The organism is Flavobacterium araucananum (genome assembly GCF_002222055.1).
GTDB classification, from domain to species: domain Bacteria; phylum Bacteroidota; class Bacteroidia; order Flavobacteriales; family Flavobacteriaceae; genus Flavobacterium; species Flavobacterium araucananum.
Genome location: NZ_MUGS01000056.1, coordinates 31,590 through 49,082 on the forward strand (window position 1 = coordinate 31,590; position 17,493 = coordinate 49,082).

General features: G+C 34.9%; 14 protein-coding genes and 1 pseudogene. 2 read left to right on the top strand and 13 right to left on the bottom strand.

Annotated elements, in window-relative coordinates; all coding sequences use genetic code 11:
• Positions 1-35: 35 nt before the first annotated feature.
• Both B0A64_RS20545 and B0A64_RS20550 read right to left on the bottom strand, forming a co-directional pair.
• Positions 36-845 (bottom strand): lysophospholipid acyltransferase family protein, encoded by an 810-nt coding sequence (locus B0A64_RS20545; RefSeq protein ID WP_089481358.1) that lies wholly within the window; start codon positions 843-845, stop codon positions 36-38.
• Positions 846-970: 125 nt separating this feature from the next.
• Entirely contained in the window at positions 971-1,621 is a 651-nt protein-coding gene (locus tag B0A64_RS20550) for an NUDIX hydrolase (protein ID WP_089481359.1), read from the bottom strand.
• A gap of 124 nt (positions 1,622-1,745) precedes the next feature.
• Between B0A64_RS20550 and B0A64_RS20555 the strand changes: the two genes are divergently transcribed.
• Positions 1,746-2,180, top strand: a complete 435-nt coding sequence (locus B0A64_RS20555) for a DUF4268 domain-containing protein (RefSeq protein ID WP_089481360.1) — start codon at positions 1,746-1,748, stop codon at positions 2,178-2,180.
• Positions 2,181-2,276: 96 nt separating this feature from the next.
• Here the strand turns inward: B0A64_RS20555 and B0A64_RS20560 are convergent, their stop codons facing one another.
• The 11 genes and pseudogenes from B0A64_RS20560 to B0A64_RS20610 all read right to left on the bottom strand — a co-directional run bounded on the left by B0A64_RS20560 (position 2,277) and on the right by B0A64_RS20610 (position 15,922).
• Positions 2,277-2,687, bottom strand: coding sequence for a hypothetical protein (locus B0A64_RS20560; protein WP_089481361.1), 411 nt, complete (start codon positions 2,685-2,687; stop codon positions 2,277-2,279).
• A gap of 19 nt (positions 2,688-2,706) precedes the next feature.
• Positions 2,707-3,651, bottom strand: a complete 945-nt coding sequence (locus tag B0A64_RS20565) for an NAD(P)H-dependent flavin oxidoreductase (protein WP_089481362.1) — start codon at positions 3,649-3,651, stop codon at positions 2,707-2,709.
• Positions 3,652-3,663: 12 nt separating this feature from the next.
• Positions 3,664-5,265, bottom strand: coding sequence for a S8 family serine peptidase (locus B0A64_RS20570; protein WP_089481363.1), 1,602 nt, complete (start codon positions 5,263-5,265; stop codon positions 3,664-3,666).
• A gap of 45 nt (positions 5,266-5,310) precedes the next feature.
• Positions 5,311-6,498 (bottom strand): tRNA 2-thiouridine(34) synthase MnmA, encoded by a 1,188-nt coding sequence (gene mnmA / locus B0A64_RS20575; protein WP_089481364.1) that lies wholly within the window; start codon positions 6,496-6,498, stop codon positions 5,311-5,313.
• A gap of 137 nt (positions 6,499-6,635) precedes the next feature.
• Complete coding sequence (locus B0A64_RS20580; protein ID WP_089481365.1) at positions 6,636-7,352, bottom strand: toxin-antitoxin system YwqK family antitoxin; 717 nt, start codon at positions 7,350-7,352, stop codon at positions 6,636-6,638.
• A 98-nt stretch (positions 7,353-7,450) separates the two neighbouring features.
• Positions 7,451-9,354, bottom strand: a pseudogene (yidC, locus tag B0A64_RS20585) (membrane protein insertase YidC).
• Between the two features lie 83 nt (positions 9,355-9,437).
• Complete coding sequence (locus B0A64_RS20590) at positions 9,438-11,051, bottom strand: CTP synthase (protein ID WP_089481366.1); 1,614 nt, start codon at positions 11,049-11,051, stop codon at positions 9,438-9,440.
• 248 nt (positions 11,052-11,299) lie between these two features.
• Positions 11,300-11,536 (bottom strand): DUF3820 family protein, encoded by a 237-nt coding sequence (locus B0A64_RS20595; protein WP_089481367.1) that lies wholly within the window; start codon positions 11,534-11,536, stop codon positions 11,300-11,302.
• Positions 11,537-11,715: 179 nt separating this feature from the next.
• Positions 11,716-13,644 (bottom strand): glucosamine-6-phosphate deaminase, encoded by a 1,929-nt coding sequence (nagB, locus tag B0A64_RS20600; RefSeq protein WP_089481378.1) that lies wholly within the window; start codon positions 13,642-13,644, stop codon positions 11,716-11,718.
• Positions 13,645-13,945: 301 nt separating this feature from the next.
• Positions 13,946-14,821, bottom strand: coding sequence for a sugar phosphate nucleotidyltransferase (locus B0A64_RS20605; protein ID WP_089481368.1), 876 nt, complete (start codon positions 14,819-14,821; stop codon positions 13,946-13,948).
• 9 nt (positions 14,822-14,830) lie between these two features.
• Complete coding sequence (locus tag B0A64_RS20610; RefSeq protein ID WP_089481369.1) at positions 14,831-15,922, bottom strand: mevalonate kinase family protein; 1,092 nt, start codon at positions 15,920-15,922, stop codon at positions 14,831-14,833.
• 231 nt (positions 15,923-16,153) lie between these two features.
• Here B0A64_RS20610 and B0A64_RS20615 point away from each other — a divergent pair, with 231 nt between their 5' ends.
• Positions 16,154-17,194: a LacI family DNA-binding transcriptional regulator gene (locus tag B0A64_RS20615; protein ID WP_089481370.1), complete on the top strand. Its 1,041-nt coding sequence runs from the start codon at positions 16,154-16,156 to the stop codon at positions 17,192-17,194.
• The last annotated feature ends 299 nt before the right edge of the window (positions 17,195-17,493 follow it).

Below are 17,493 nucleotides of genomic sequence, written 5' to 3' on the forward strand. Positions count from 1 at the left end.
TAAATCAAAAATCTAAATTCAACAATCTAAAATCTCTAATACTCCCATCTTCTCAATTTATTCAGTTCTTCCTCTGCTTTGATTTCTTCGGCAGGAATAACTTTCAAAAATGACGGGTGTTGTTCGATAGCAAATTCTACTTTTTCAACGATTTCTTCGATGGTATCGTTTTCATAATCAATATCAAGAGGTTCTTTGATGATGAAAGACTGCAAAATTCCTTTTTTCTTCATTCGCAATCCTTTTTTATCAAACGAACGGCGAAAGCCGTCAATAACAATAGGAATTACGATTGGTTTATGTTGTTTAATAATGTGTGCTGTTCCTTTACGAACCGGTTTAAACGATTTTGTAGTTCCTTGCGGAAACGTAATTACCCAACCATCTTCAAGCGCAATTCTTATGTTTTCAGTATCATTAGGGTTTACATCGCGTTTTTCTGTAACGTCGACACCTTTTGCGCGCCAGGTTCTCTCAACCGTAATAGCACCAACGTAGGCCAAAATTCGGGGTAGCAAACCTGCTGTCATCGTTTCTTTAGCCGCGACATAATAAATATTCATCTTTGGCTGCCAGAGGTATCCAATATTCTTAATGGTATCTTGACGTCCGCTTAAACTTGCGTTAAACACGTGAAACATAGCAACTACATCAGCAAAATAAGTTTGATGATTGGATATAAACAAAACATTTGTATCAGGCAATGTCTTAATAATTTCAGATCCTTCGATCTGTAAATCATTAAAACCCCTATATCTTCTGTGGGTCATGGCTCCTAAAATTCGGATTAACCATTTCTTGATGAATAATATATGTCCAAAAGGATTTCGTTTAAACAATCCCATAGCTGTCTGTTGTATTTTTTTGTTATCACGCAAACATACAAAAATTATTCTTTTAGCAATACTATAAAGCAATTTCGGAAAGAAATTGTTATTATAATGAATATCAAATTGTTAAATTTCTGCTTTTACGAATTTCCTTCAAAGGTTGTTTGCAAAACCTCTCTCAGTTCGCTTAAAATCATTGCTGTTGCTCCCCAAACCATGTGATTTTGAATATCAAAAGCCGGAACTAAAATATTATCTCCATAAGAAGTTGACAACGTGGCTTCGACAATAATTTTATCATCCATAAATACAGCCAATGGCAGTTCTATAATATCGGCTACTTCCCTACTATCCGGAGAAAACACAAGTTCTTCTTTTGAAATTCCCAAATACGGATGCACCAAAAAATTACTTGGCGGAATATACATTGGCGAAAATTGCTTGATTACTTTTATTTTCTCCGGAGCAATCCCAACTTCTTCTTGCGTTTCTCTTAGTGCTGTTTCCTGATAATCTGCGTCTGTAGTTTCGTATTTTCCGCCGGGAAAAGCAATTTGAGAAGAATGTACTCCCTTGTAAGCATTACGGACTATTAGGACTAAATGTGTATTTTCATTTTTGGGATAAAACAACATCATTACCGCAGCAATACGTGGGTTTTCTATTTTAAAATCCTGATTTTTCAAGGCTTGTATTCTTTCTTTGGGAGCCATTTTTATATGTGCAGTAACTCCCGGTAACGGAACTGGAATTAAATTAGGAACATATTGCAAAAAATCTTGAAAATCCATAATCAAAGTTTATTTTTGTACTATTAAATTCTGATTTATAAAATTTAAACAGAATCTCAAATAATATATAAATATAGTTTAGAAAACGCGTTTCTACAAACTTTCTAAAATCAAAGCCAGAAAAATGTACAGTAAAGAAGAATCACAGAAAATAAAAAGAGAGTTTTGGGTGGCTTTCGCTGAAAAATATCCACGCAAATGGGTTCTTTATGACACCAAAATCAAAGATTTCTCTTTTAAATTTTATGTAGACAATAAAAAAGCACAGGTTTTAATCGATATCGAACAAAGAAGCGATGAGAAACGTACTGCTTATTTTGAAAAATTAGAGGCTTTAAAAAATATTCTGGAAGAGGAGTTTATTAAAGATCTGGTTTTCGAAAAAAATTATACACTGGAAAGCGGGAAAACGATAAGCCGGATCTGGACCGAAATACAAGGTGTAGGTTTCAGTAACCGTAATAACTGGGATACTATTTTTAATTTCTTTTTCGAAAAAATGAATGCTTTAGAATTGTTCTATCTGGAGTATGATGATTTTATTAAGGATATTGAGTAAAGAAGGTGCTAAGGTGCAGAGATACTAAGGTTCTAAGATTTAAAAAAAACAAACCCGACATTTTTTTCAAAAAAAATTGTCGGGTTTGTTTTTTGACTAAACACTAAAAATATTATAGACTATAATATGATCATTGTAGTTGATGTATAACTGTTTTCTGAAATCTTGTTTTTTGCGGGTTATTATCGAAATTTTACAATCAGTTCCGTCATTATCTTTACACATAAAAGAATAAACAATATCTGTATCATTTTCTTCACGTTCGATATAATCGAGAATATTAAAAAGTTGAATTTCCTGAGAATAAACTACAATTCTATGTTTATTGGTATCTAAAATTACCGATAAATTGACCAAATCAAGATTGGACCAATCGCCCCATTTTCCTTTATCATTTTTCTCCAGGACACTAAATCCGGATGTTTTAAAATGGTATGCCTGACTTTGAACCTGTTGCAAACCAAATCCTAAAAAAAGTAAAATGATATAAGTGCGTATCGAATTCATATTGTATTTCTTGCAGTAATTAAAACTCAAATTTAACCTTTTCCTGGCAAGCAATTCCGAATTCGTCCATCATTTCTTGAACAATTTGCGCAACAGGCAAAATTTCATGAATTAATCCGGCAATTTGTCCAATTTCGAGTTCACCTTCTTCAAGATCCCCTTCAAACATTCCTTTTTTGGCTCTTGCTCTTCCTAAAAGCAGTGTCAAATCTTCCTTAGACGGGGATTTTTCGTATAGTTCCTGAACATCGTTATAAAACTTATTTTTAATCAATCGTACAGGGGCAAGTTCTTTTAAGGTCAACTGCGTATCGCCCTCTTTAACTTTTACTATTGTTTCTTTAAAATTATTGTGTGCAGACGATTCTATTGATGCTGCAAAACGACTCCCAACCTGAACACCATCTGCTCCTAAAACCATTGCAGCCAGCATTCCGCGTCCCGTTGCAATTCCGCCCGCAGCAATAACAGGGATTTTAATTTTTTCCCTTACCATCGGTATCAGCGTCAATGTTGTCGTTTCATCACGTCCGTTATGGCCACCAGCTTCAAAACCTTCGGCAACTATGGCGTCAACTCCCGCTTCCTGAGCTTTTAGAGCAAAAACACTACTGCTGACTACGTGAACAACTGTAATTCCTTTTTCTTTCAAAAAAGTAGTCCATGTCTTTGGATTTCCTGCCGATGTAAAAACGATTTTCACCCCTTCTTCAATCACAATATTCATAATCTCTTCGATATTGGGATACAACATCGGTATATTGACTCCAAAAGGTTTATTGGTTGCTTTTTTACACTTCTGGATATGCTCCCTTAAAACTTCAGGATACATAGAACCAGCGCCTATTAATCCTAAACCACCGGCATTACTTACAGCAGACGCTAATTTATATCCACTGTTCCAGATCATTCCACCTTGAATAATTGGATATTTTATATTAAAAAGTTGGGTAATTTTATTCATTCAAAAATGCTATTATTGTTTGATTATCTTTCCGGTTTTATGTACACCATCAGCATCAAAAGTATAAAAATAAAGTCCACTTTTTAAAGCTTCGACAGAAAGAACCGGGTTTTGACTTGTTATTTGTTGTTCTACAAGTTTTTGTCCTAAAACAGAGTAAATGGATACAGAAGCAGTACTGTTTTCGAACAAAAACGAAACTGTTGTCTGCACGGGGTTTGGAAATACTGAAAAAACTGTAGCGGCAACTTGAAAATTTTCTACACCCAAAGTAGATCCAAAATTTGGAATTCCGTACCCATAATTAGTATCCGGAACAGCATACCGATCAGAAGATTTAAGGACCATTTGCCTAATTTCCTTGTTTGTTTTTAAGGGATAAGCCTGCCATAAACAGGCGATCATTCCTGCCATGATTGGACACGAAAACGAGGTTCCGTTTACCGTTACTATATTTCCGGCAGTATCAGAAACTACAGCAGCGGTTCCTTGCGCCATAACATCCGGCTTTATTCTTCCGTCGTAACTTGGTCCTACAGAGCTAAAATTTGATTTTACTTTTGAATCCATTACTGCGCCTACCGTAAGTACAGAAACTGCATCTGCCGGCGCACCAATATGAGGTTCTGCGGTAGCTCCTTCATTTCCCGCAGATGCTACTACAATTATTCCTTTGCTGAATGCAATTTCTGCTCCGCGCGAAATAAAATTCGTCGAGCCGTTCATATCACTATAGGTATGATTATAATTTGCATTATCAAAAGAAAAATATCCTAAAGAAGTTGTAATAATATCAACACCCAGACTATCTGCTTTTTCAGCAGCTTCGACCCAATACGATTCTTCTACAGGATTTTCTGTTGGGGCATATTCCGTAATAAACAAATAATAAGAAGCATCAGGAGCTGTACCTACTAACTCATTTTCTTTATAACCGCCCATTGTCGAGAGTACCATTGTTCCGTGGTTATTGCCAGTGTAGAAATTCTCATTTTTATTGACAAAATCATACCCTCCTAAAATTTGATTGTTATCGATCAGTTTTTTAAAGGGCTGAGCAGTATTTACGCCCGGAAAACCGGCATCTAAAACCGCTATAATTTTTCCGGAACCTGTTTTATTTTGTTGATGTAAAACTTGTCCGTTCAACATCAGAATCTGACTTGCAGAAGATCCGTATGCATAATCAGTTGTTGTTTTGAGTTTGTCGTTTGTCTGAGAAACCTGATTCTGGCTAACTCTTTTAGAACTTGTGTTTAAGGTCTTGTCTGCAAAAACTACTTTATCGACAAACAACAGTGTTTTTAGTGCTAAAATGTTAGCCTCGGTTCCTCGAATATGTAGCGCATTCATCCATTTAGATTGTGCCATTATCGAGATTCCCGCACTTGATTTTATTTGATTGATGTAAGATTGTTCTACAGGAACATCCCTTAAATCCAAACTTATATTTTGATTGGTTCTGCGATCCAATGCACGTTGTGAGAGCATTTTTGACGGAGTGTCTAAATAAGTTTGTGCACTTGGTTTATCTTTAAAATAGACCCAGGCATCTTGTTGCGAAAACATCGCAACCGAAAATATCAATAAAAGAAAGGTAAAGTTATATTTCATAGTTTACTTTTTTAAAAGGTTAAACCTTTGCAAAAAAGTATAAAGCTAAGAAATTACTCCGGAACCAACTAATTCATTATCAAAATACCATGCTGCAAACTGTCCTTCAGTAATGGCAGATTGTGCTTCGTCAAACTGAATGTACATTCCGTCTTCAAATTGGTGTAAAGTTGCTTTTTGCAAAGGCTGACGATACCTGATTCTTGCCATTACCTGCATCGTTTCACCTACTTTTAATGCTAAATCAGTACGAATCCAGTGTACCTCAGATTTTTCTATAAATAAAGCTTTTTTGAATAAACCCGGATGCAAACTTGTTAAACCTGTATAAATAGTATTGGTTTCAACATCTGTAGCAATGATAAATAACGGATCTGTTGTTCCGCCTACATTCAATCCTTTTCGTTGTCCTACTGTAAAATAATGAGCACCCTGATGTTTACCCACTACTTTACCCATTGTTGGAAGATAATCTCGCTTTTTAGCTTCAAATTTTAATTCTTCTTCTAAAGTTAGACCAACAGGTTTTTCGATGGTATAAATAGGATCATTTTTATCGATTTGAACAATTTTACCCTCTTTAGGCTGCAATTTTTGTTGCAGGAATTCCGGTAAACGCACTTTTCCTATAAAACATAATCCTTGAGAGTCTTTCTTTTCGGCAGTTACCAAATCCATTTCGGCAGCAATTTCACGCACTTCCGGTTTGGTTAAAGCTCCAATTGGGAACAATGATTTTGCTAATTGATCTTGCGATAACTGGCATAAAAAATACGATTGATCTTTGTTGTTGTCTGCACCTGCTATCAATTGATAAACGGGTTTGCCATCTACTTCGATTTCATTTTTCTGGCAATAATGACCTGTTGCTACATAATCTGCACCAAGGCTTAAAGCAATTTTCATGAAAACATCAAATTTGATTTCGCGATTACAAAGTACGTCAGGATTTGGAGTTCTTCCTTTTTCGTATTCGTTGAACATATAATCAACGATTTTTTCTTTGTATTCTTCGCTTAGATCTACAGTCTGAAACGGTATACCAAGTTTTTCAGCTACTAATAAAGCATCATTACTATCTTCTAACCACGGACATTCATTAGAAATAGTAACGGAATCATCGTGCCAATTTTTCATAAAAAGGCCAATAACTTCGTATCCTTGTTGTTGCAACAAATAAGCCGCAACACTCGAATCTACTCCACCGGAAAGTCCAACAACTACACGTTTCATTCTAAATCTTTTATATTTTTACAAGGGTGCAAAGATAAGCCCTATTTTTGATAATTGCAGTAGTTTCGATTAGTTTATATAATGCCGCAGTAGATAAAACCTATTGCTGCAAAACAATCCGTGATTTAAACGGACGATTAATTCATTTTAGGTTTTGAATCTGCCTGATAACTACTTTTGGGATCGCTCATATTTACTTCTTTGGTCAGTTTCCCTTTTAGGTAAAACTGCCACATATTGGCTTTTTTTCCGTTTACAAATTTTCCTTTAGAAGCCACAACTCCATCTGCATCATAAAAAACAGCGTCGCCATTGTACTCATTATTTTTATACGTAGTTTGTTCTAAAAGAATTCCGTTTTGCCCGTACTTTTTATAAACGCCGTCTTTTAAACCGTTTACATAAGTCATTTCTTCAGCAATTTTAGCATTAGGATAATAAACTGTCCTTAATCCTTCCAGCTTACCATCTTTATACGTTTCAAGTGTCATTAGCACCTTAGAGGCTTTATGATAATATTTCCACTCGCCTTCGCGGGCTTTACCAATTTCTTTTCCTTCGCTTACTTTATTTTTACTCTGATCATAAAAAATAGTATACGAACTTCCGTCGTTGGCTGTAAAATCGCGCGTTGCTACAACATCACCTTTTTTTGTATCATCAAAAAATTTAAAGATACCGGTTTCTTTTCCGTGATTAAAAGTTCCTTCGTAACGAGGACGCTTAGAAACTTCATAAGTTCCTTTCCATATTCCGTCTTTTTTTCCGTTAGAATCTGTTTTATTAAAATCCTGTGCAGATACTAAAACTGCATTTAAGAAAAGTAATCCGATAATTATTTTTTTATAAATCATTGCAATTCAATTTTAAGCTTTAACGAAAATGACCTTTGTAAAGTATATTTTTGATATAAAAAAATCCCGATTACTCGAGATTTTTTTACAACAACTTATTATTTTTTGTTCTGTTTTTTTGAAGCTTCTTGTTGTTCCATTACATCTTGAAGACGTTGCTGAAACTTACTTTGTTTTTTAGGCTCTTTTAATTTATTTTCCTGAATCTGAGCGTGAATTTTATCTGTATCTACAATGTAGTTTTTAATTACGAACATAATTCCAATTGTAATTAAGTTCGAAATAAAGTTATACAAACTTAAACCTGCACCATAACTATTAAAGAAAATCAACATCATCAATGGCGAAACATAAATCATGATTTTCATCATTTTTGCCATATCCGGCATACCTTCCTGCTGAGGCGCAGCCATTTGTTGGTCTCCTGAAGTCATTTTCATATAGAAGAAAATCGCAACTGCTGCCAAAATTGGAAACAAACTGATATGATCTCCGTATAACGGAATGTGAATGGTAATTTTACAACTGCATCAAATGATGATAAATCATCTGCCCAAAGGAAACTTTTTTGTCTTAACTCAAAAGCCGAAGGAAAGAACTGGAATGATGCATACATAAACGGAAGCTGAATCAATGCCGGAATACATCCTGCCATTGGGTTTACTCCTGCTTTGTTGTATAACTTCATTGTTTCTTGTTGTTTCTTCATTGGGTCTTTTTTGAATTTTTCTCCCAACTCTGTAATTTCCGGACGTAAAACTTTCATTTTAGCCTGAGACAAGAATGACTTGTAGGTAATTGGCGACATTGCCAATTTGATGATAATTGTAAAGATGATAATCGCAATTCCGTAAGGAATAAATGAAGCTAAGAATCCAAATAACGGGATAAAAATCCATTTATTGATCCAACCGAAAATTCCCCAACCTAACGGAATAATTTTTTCGAAGTTTTTATCATACGTCTTTAGCACTTTATAATCAGCAGGTCCAAAATACCAATTCATTTTATAATCAACTTCTCCGTTAGAAAAAGCCAAAGGAACAGTTGCTTTGAATTGTTTGATATAAGCTGTATCGATTTTTTCATCTTTTACTAAATCATCAGATTGTAGTTTAGATTTTTCGAATGCTTTATCAGTAGATAATATAGTCGTAAAAAAGTGTTGTTTGAAAGCGATATAGCTCACTTTTTCAGGAGTATCTTCTTTCCCTGTACCATGACTTACTGAACTGTATTTTTCATCACCGTACTCATATTCAATTTGAGCAAAACGCTTTTCTATAGAAACACTTTTTTCGTTTCTGTTCGTTTTTAAATCCCAAACTAAATCTAATGGTTTAGACGAATTCAAAACTTTGTTCAATCCTTGAGAACGAACATCAAAACCAACTAAATACTCGTTTGGTTTTAAAATATATTTGTATTCTAAAAATTCATTAGCACCTGCTTTCAAACGCATGGTCAGGATTTGATCTGCACCGTTTTTAGTTAGCGTTGGCTCAAAAAACAAATCTTTAGAGTTCAACGTTCTGTTGTCTGTTGTTTGTAACTGAATGTTTAGATTAGAATTATTGTCTTTAATCAGTTCTACTAATTGTCCTGAATTTTTTTCGAATCTTTTAAATTCTTTCAACGTAGCTTCGACTATATAACCCCCTTTGTTAGCGATTTTAAGTTTTATCTTTTCGTTTTCGATAGTTGTATAAGCTTCTTTTGCCGAAGGAAGTGTAGCCGAATATGCAAAACCTCCTAATGTTTTTTGCAATTGTGCCAATTGAACCGTATCTCCGGGAGTTGCTGTAGCAGCAACCGGCAGAACAGCTGTTTTAGTTTTATCAGCTTTCGCTTGTTCTTCTTGTTTGGCAACTAATTCTTTCTTGGCTTTTTCAGCAGCAATCTCTTTATCAGAAGGCTGATTTTGGTACATAATCCAAATCAAAATTCCAAATATCAATACAAAACCAATGATTGAATTAAGATCAAATTTTTTTTCTTCCATTATTAATTTTAAAAAAAGTTATTCGTTAAAGACTATTAGTGATGAGTTCGACTCAAAAGTTACATCCTTTTAGAATTTAGTTATTATTTTTTATGCGCATTTACTGCAGCAGCCACAAAGTGTACAAAAATTGGATGTGGGTTTGCAACTGTACTTTTATATTCAGGATGGTATTGTACCCCAATAAAAAACGGGTGATTTTCAAGTTCTACAATTTCTACCAAACCTGTATCCGGATTTACTCCTGATGCTTTTAAACCTGCTTTATGCAATTCATCAGCATATTTATTGTTGTACTCATAACGGTGGCGGTGACGCTCAGAAATTGTTTTTTGACCGTAAATTTTATGCGCTAAAGTGTTTGGTTTAATATCACATTTCCAAGCTCCAAGACGCATTGTTCCACCTTTATCCGTAATTGTTTTTTGCTCTTCCATCAAATTCACAACCGGATGTTTGGTATTTTCATTCATCTCAGTAGAATTCGCATCTGCATAACCTAAAATATTTCTTGAATATTCGATAACAGACATTTGCATTCCTAAACAAATTCCGAAAAACGGAATATTATTTTCACGGGCAAAACGAACTGCTTCAATTTTTCCTTCAATACCTCTTTCTCCAAAACCGGGAGCAACCAAAACTCCGTCAAGAACTCCTAATTTTTCTTCCACATTATCACTGTTAATATGTTCTGAATGTATAGAAATTACATTTACTTTAGTTTCATTTGAAGCTCCTGCATGAATAAACGCCTCTAAAATAGATTTGTAACAATCCTGCATTTCTACATATTTTCCAATTAAACCGATGTTTACGGTATGTTTTGGGTTTTTTAATCTGCGTAAAAAAGTATTCCAGTTTTTTAAATCCGGAGCTGCTTTTTTAGGTAAATCTAATTTCTTTAAAGCTACAACATCTAATCCTTCTTCAAGCATTAAATTTGGAACTTCGTATATTGTCGAAGCATCAATTGACTGAATAACTGCTTCTCTCTTTACGTTGCAAAACAACGCCAGTTTATTACGCAATTCATCCGAAAGCTCATGCTCTGTTCTACAAACCAGGATATCTGCTTTGATACCGCTTTCCATCAATGTTTTTACAGAGTGTTGCGTAGGTTTTGTTTTTAACTCCCCTGCAGCAGCCAAATAAGGAACTAAAGTCAAATGAATAACAATTCCGTTATTTTCTCCCAATTCCCAAACCAACTGACGAACTGACTCAATATAAGGTAAAGACTCAATATCACCAACGGTTCCACCAATTTCAGTAATTACAATATCATAATCGCCGGATTTACCCAACAATTGCATTCTGTCTTTGATTTCGTTTGTAATATGAGGTACAACCTGAACTGTTTTTCCTAAAAATTCTCCTCTTCTTTCTTTTTCAATAACCGAAAGATATACTCTTCCTGTAGTAACGTTATTGGCTTGTGAAGTAGGAACATTCAGGAAACGCTCATAATGTCCTAAATCTAAATCTGTTTCGGCACCATCATCTGTTACATAACATTCTCCGTGCTCGTATGGATTTAGCGTACCCGGATCTACATTTATATACGGATCAAATTTTTGAATAGTTGTACGATATCCTCTTCCTTGTAACAATTTTGCTAAAGATGCCGCGATAATTCCTTTTCCTAATGAAGAAGTCACACCGCCTGTAACAAAAATATATTTTGTTTGATTCATTCTGTTGTTGTTTGTATTGTAGTTGTGTAAAAAACTTGGCAAAAGTACAAATAAAATTGGACAATTAGAATTTTAGACTTCTTAGATTTTTAGAATTTTCAATTGTTGAAATTTTAGCACAATTTTGCTTTTTGAAATCTAAAACAAACATATCCAAGAATTAAATTATTTCTATTTTTTAGAATATTTCAATAGTATATCATGAAGGTTTTCTCTAATACTCTAAAAATACAATAATCTAGAAAAGTCTAGGCTATTGGTTTTGGATATTGCTTCTTTATGTTTCGAATCAATTCTTCCAGACCATTTAGTTTTAGCTCATAGACAAGAGCTAATTGTTGCCCTAACTCACCTTTTGGAAAACCTTTATTGTGATACCAAACGACATAATATTCCGGTAAATCAATTAAAAATCGTCCTTCGTATTTACCGAAAGGCATTTTTGTATGGGCTAATTTTATGAGAAGTTTTTTGTCTGGTTCCATGTTGTAAAGAAAAAAGAAGCAAGAGGAAAGAATATAGACTCATTCTTTCTTCTTGCTTCTTGTTGGTACAAAGCTATTCTAATTTTTTATTTTTTTACCACATATTAAAACAAAGTTTTCAGTTGCAGTCACGGTTTTCAGTTTACAACTGACTGTTTACTGGCACTGAAAACTGCGACTTAATAGTGCCATCTCACGAAAGCTTCCATGGCGGCATACGTTGCCAAACCTAATTCCTGATATAAAGCGGCCGTTTCGGCATTTCTGTCTTCGGCTCTTTGCCAAAATTCTCTGGCATCTGTTCCCTGAAAAACAACACCATCTTTTTGCGATTGATGTTTGAAGATTCCGTGACGTTTTGCCAACACCTGATCCGGGCTCATTGGCACAGCCATTTCGACTTCGTCAATTCCCCATTCCTGCCATGCTCCACGGTACAACCACAACCAGCAATCATCCATAAACGATTTTGGCTTTAAGGCTTTTACGGCTTCAAAAATAGCATCCAGACACACTTTGTGCGTTCCGTGCGGATCTGCAAGATCTCCTGCAGCATATATTTGATGGGGTTTAATTTTTTCGATTAAATCCATCGTTAACTGAATGTCTTCTTTGCCAATTGGTTTTTTCTCAATAGTTCCGGTTTCATAAAAAGGCAATTCCATAAAATGAATCTGATCATCGGTTAAACCAACAAAATTACTTGTTGATCTCGCCTCTCCTTTTCTTATTAGTCCTTTTATATATCGAACTTCGGGAATATCAATTTCGCTGTTCTTTTTATTCTCCAGAAAAGTTTGTGCTTTTTTATAAATCGTATCTGCTTCGGCACTTTTTATTCCAAATTTTTCATTGTAATCAATTACGAATCTGGCAAAACGCAACGCTTCATCATCGGCAACAGCAATATTTCCAGATGTTTGGTATGCCACATGCACTTCATGCCCCTGCTCTTGCAAGCGCATAAAAGTTCCTCCCATACTAATGATATCGTCATCAGGATGCGGACTAAAAATCAATACACGTTTCCTGGCCGGCTCAGCTCTCTCGGGTCTGTGGGTATCATCGGCATTTGGTTTACCTCCCGGCCAGCCTGTGATTGTATTTTGTAATTTATTGAATATTTTAATATTGATGTCATACGCAGGTCCGGAATCAGCTAATAAGTCGCTCATTCCGTGTTCGATATAATCAGCATCCGTCAGCATTAAAATTGGTTTTTTAAGCTGAAGTGCCAATCCTAAAACTGCTTTACGGGTAAGTTTATCTGTCCAGATTACTTTTTCGACCAACCACGGTTTGTTGATTCTGGTTAGTTTTGAAGAAGCTTCTTTATCCAAAACAAAAACGGCATTATTGTGTTCCTGCAAAAATGACGCTGGTACTCTATTGGTAACTTCGTCTTCTACTGATCTTTTTACAACATTTGCTTTTCCTTCTCCCCAAGCCAATAAGATAACTCTTTTGGCTTCCATGATTTTTTTTACTCCAAGGGTAATCGCTGTTCTTGGCGTATTACTTAGCCCGAAGAAATCTTTGCTTGCTGCTACTCTTGTAATATGATCTAACGCTACTAAACGAGTTTTAGAGTTTTGCAGCGAACCGGATTCATTAAAACCAATATGTCCGTTACCCCCAATTCCAAGAATCTGAAGATCAATACCACCCAAAGCTTCGATTTTAGCTTCGTAGTTGTGGCAATAATCTGCGATTTGTTCTTTTGTTAAAAGTCCGTCCGGTACATGAGCGTTTTCAGGTAAAATATCGACGTGGTCAAACAACAATTCTTTCATGAAACGAACATAACTGTTGATAGAATTTGGTTCCATCGGATAATATTCATCCAGGTTAAAACTAATTACGTTCTTGAAACTCAAACCTTCTTCTTTATGCAAACGTACTAACTCTGCATATAATCCTTTTGGCGAAGAACCTGTTGCAAGTCCTAAGATACAAGGTTTATTTTCTTTTTGTGTGGCTTGAATTAAAGCTGCAATTTCCTGAGCTACTGCTTTTGATGCAGCACCAGAATTTTCAAAAACAACGGTATTAATATTTTCAAATCGTTTTTCGAAACCTGTTGCTTTGTCTACTTTACTTTTTAACATGATATAGTTTTTTTTAATTCCTTTCGTAACATTTTCCAACTTCAATACTTGACCTTTTATTGCCTAAAAAAGAATCATTGTATAAGAGGATAATAATCAATAAATTTAATGAGTTTGACCCAATACTTGTAGCTGATTGTTAATAGAATACTTATTTTTTCTATCTAAAACAGCAGTAATTAATTGCAATTATTTTGCATTTACAACGCAAATGTATGCGTATTTTTTGCAATATAAAACAAAAGTACTTTAATAAGTTGTACTTAACAGCAAATTGGATATCAAATTTTTGTTAATTCTTTTAGGCATCCCAGTCTAAAACGGGATAATATTGTTGCAAATATTGCTTTACATCGGCAATATCTTCTTTGGCTGTTAAATCCGGAACATGTTCTGAAAACGGAATTCCTAAAGTTGTATCAGGATGTTCTTTTACGGTGTTTAAAAGTACGGTTGGCAGTTCTTTTTCGTCTCTTTCCGGATGAACGGGACAATTTTTAAGATGGGGATACAAAGTGCTTCCGTTAAATTTGAAAGCATTCATACTCACTCTTATTTTTCCTTCGACATCTTTATAATCTGCTAAAACTTCCGGGGATGGCTTTTCGAGAATATCCAGCAATTGATTGTTTTTGTCCAGTTTAGCAATGGCAAAACGCGAAATTCTTTCTAACGGAAATTCTAATGCATCACGGTCATAGGCTATAAAAGCATTTGGGCTGTTGGTTTCTCTAAGGGCTAACAAAGCTGCTGCGGAATATAAATTATCACTGTTGCAAACTGAATATTGTTGTGCATTTAGTTCCGGAAATTGTTCTACTGCCTGAAACAAAGCATCGGCAGTACCAAATGGCTTTACCCGATCTTCCGGAATGTATTGCACGGCAAACGAAATATTGAGTCCATGAAAATTATTATTTACATTTTGGCTGCCGTAAAATTCCTTAAACAACTCTCCTTGCTCGCCTATAATAATGTAGATATTTTGATATCCTGCTTTTTTAGCATTCAATAAAAGGTAATCTAACAAGGGTCTTCCGCTTGATCCTACGCCAATCAATCCTTTGCTTCTTTGGTTTGCCTGAGTAATTTCTTCTGCTGTCAAATTATCGAGAATGGCTTCTTTTTTCATGCGGGATGATGCTCCACCGGCAAGAATAACTAAATTGTTGTGCATATTTATTTTTTAAATTTCAATATTTTCAATAATTCTCACGCCCGGATCTACCGCTACTGCATAAGCTTCCTGAGCACCAGCTTTTAGGATCGCTTCGATTACCTGATTTTCTTTTTCCGGATTTGCAATAACAACTATGCTTCCGCCACCACCAGAACCTACGATTTTGGCACCATAAGCGCCTGCTCGTAAAGCCGCATTGATCATAGCATCGATTAACGGAACAGTAACTTTTAATAAATCACGCAAAACTTCGTGATGTTGATTCATTAAACCACCTACTTTCTTAAGGTCTAAAACAGGTTTTTCAAATTCTTTTAAAGCTTCTTTTGTATAATGGTAATTTTTTAGTGCAGCTTCAAAAAACGGAATCAATCGATCGGGCAAACAATTTCTATAGTGGTCTATATCTGTTATTTGAGCCGTATTTAGATCAAAATCAGGGAAATTTTGTTTGACAATAGCTATCGACATCAAAGCGTTTCCTTTTATTTCTCCAATCAGTCCAATGGTTTCTTTAGGAACGCCGGAAACTCCGGTAATCAGACCTTGCAAATGAGTTCGAATAACTTGATACGAAAAAGGAGTCTTTGTATTTATATACACCACATTTCCAGCTCCAATGCTGTAATGATCCATCATTCCGCCTGGTTCACCGTGTTCTAATACCTCAGATTCATACCCGATTTTCGAAATAAATTCGGGCGTAACTTCATGATTAACTCCAAAAGCTTCGATCAGGAAACGAATCCATGCCATTAATAAGGCTGATGAACTTGATGTTCCGGAATTGATAGGGATATCGCCTGAAATTGTAATCGTATAACCCACATTAGCCACACAACCATAACGGCGCAATACACGCAGGGAAGAGGCAAAATAATCACGAGGTTCTAATGTATCGAAAGTAGCATCAATAGCAATGGTTCTAACTTCATTAATATCGATCATATTCAATACAAAAGTGTAGGTATCATTTTGTGTTGCGGTTAACTTTATATTTCGATCAATTGCGCAGGCTATAACCGGCAATCCTAAATAATCCTGATGATCGCCAAAGAGACATGTTCTGCCCGGGGCTAAGGAAATAATTTTTCTCACGTATTTATTTTATAATAAAACATTGCAAAACAGTAAATTACAACATTATTTAGTTAAAGATTTATTTTATTTTATGGCTTTTGATTCTACGAAACTATCGATTATAATTTTATAAAACAAGAAAAAAAATAAAAATGTGCTCGAACACACTTTTAAAATGTTCTCGAGCACACTAAATAAATCCAACACCATCTTTCAAATAATTAAATCAAAGTTTCTATATTTGCTTATATGGATAAAAAGTACACCATTAAGGATATAGCAAAAATGGCAGGAGTTTCTAAAGGAACTGTTGACAGGGTTTTGCATAACAGAGGAAAAGTTTCTCCAACAGCTCTTGACAAAATAAACGAGGTCCTGAATGTGATAAACTATGAACCAAACTTAATTGCCAGAAACTTAAAAAGCACAAAAGTATATCGTATTTGTGTTTTGCTTCCGGATCCTGAAATTGATCCGTATTGGCTTCCTTGTGTTAACGGAATTCAGGAAGCTATTAAAGAGTTTAAAGCTTATAGTGTGGTGATCGAAACCCATTATTTTAATCCAGAAAGCACTAAATCATTTTTGAATACCAATGACACCATTATAAAACAATCCCCGGATGCTGTTTTAATTGCTCCTTTTTTCTATAAGGAAACACTGGAAATCCTAAAACAATACGACGAATTGAATATTATAGTAAATACGTTCAATAATCAAATTGAGGGTAAATCTATTAAAAGTTTTGTTGGACAAGATTTGCATAAAAGTGGTCGCGTTGCTGCCAGCCTGATGAACCTTATTGTAACCGACGGTCAGATTGCGATTATACATATTGACGAAAGTCTGAAAAATGCAGTTCACATGCAGGAAAAGGAAAAAGGATTTAGAAATTATTTTGAAGAAAAAAATATTTCGGAGTTCTCCCTGACTACTTTAAAATTAAAGCATCCAAATGTCGAGAGCAAGTTTTCTGCTTTTTTAGAAGAAAACCCAAACCTGAAGGGAATTTTTATTACAACCTCTAAGGCGTATCAGATTGCCTCTATTTTATCTCCTTTAAAAAATAGAAAAATTGCGATTATAGGCTACGATTTAGTCGAGAAAAACATCAACTTCTTAAATCAGGGCTTGGTTCATTTTTTAATCCATCAAAATCAAAAAAGACAAGCTTATTTAGGAGTAAGTACTTTAGTCGAGCATTTTTTATTCCGCAAAGATATTCCGGAAACTATTTTGCTGCCAATTGATATCATTAATGTCGAGAATGCTTCTTTTTATGTTTCTTAAGATTATATAAAAACGGCTCGATTAAGCAGATTTACGTTGATGATTTTTCTAAACTTTGCAAATAAAAACCTGCGTATAACGGGTTTAATCCGTCTAATCAGTGGGCTAAAAAATGGCTCGCAGATTAAGCAGATTTACGCTGATGATTTTTCTAAACTTTGCAAATAAAAAACTGCGTATAACAGGTTTGATTCGTCTAATCAGTGGGCTAAAAAATGGCTCGCAGATCAAGCAGATTTACGTTGATGATTTTTCTAAGCTTTGCAAATAAAAACCTGCATATAACGGGTTTGATCCGT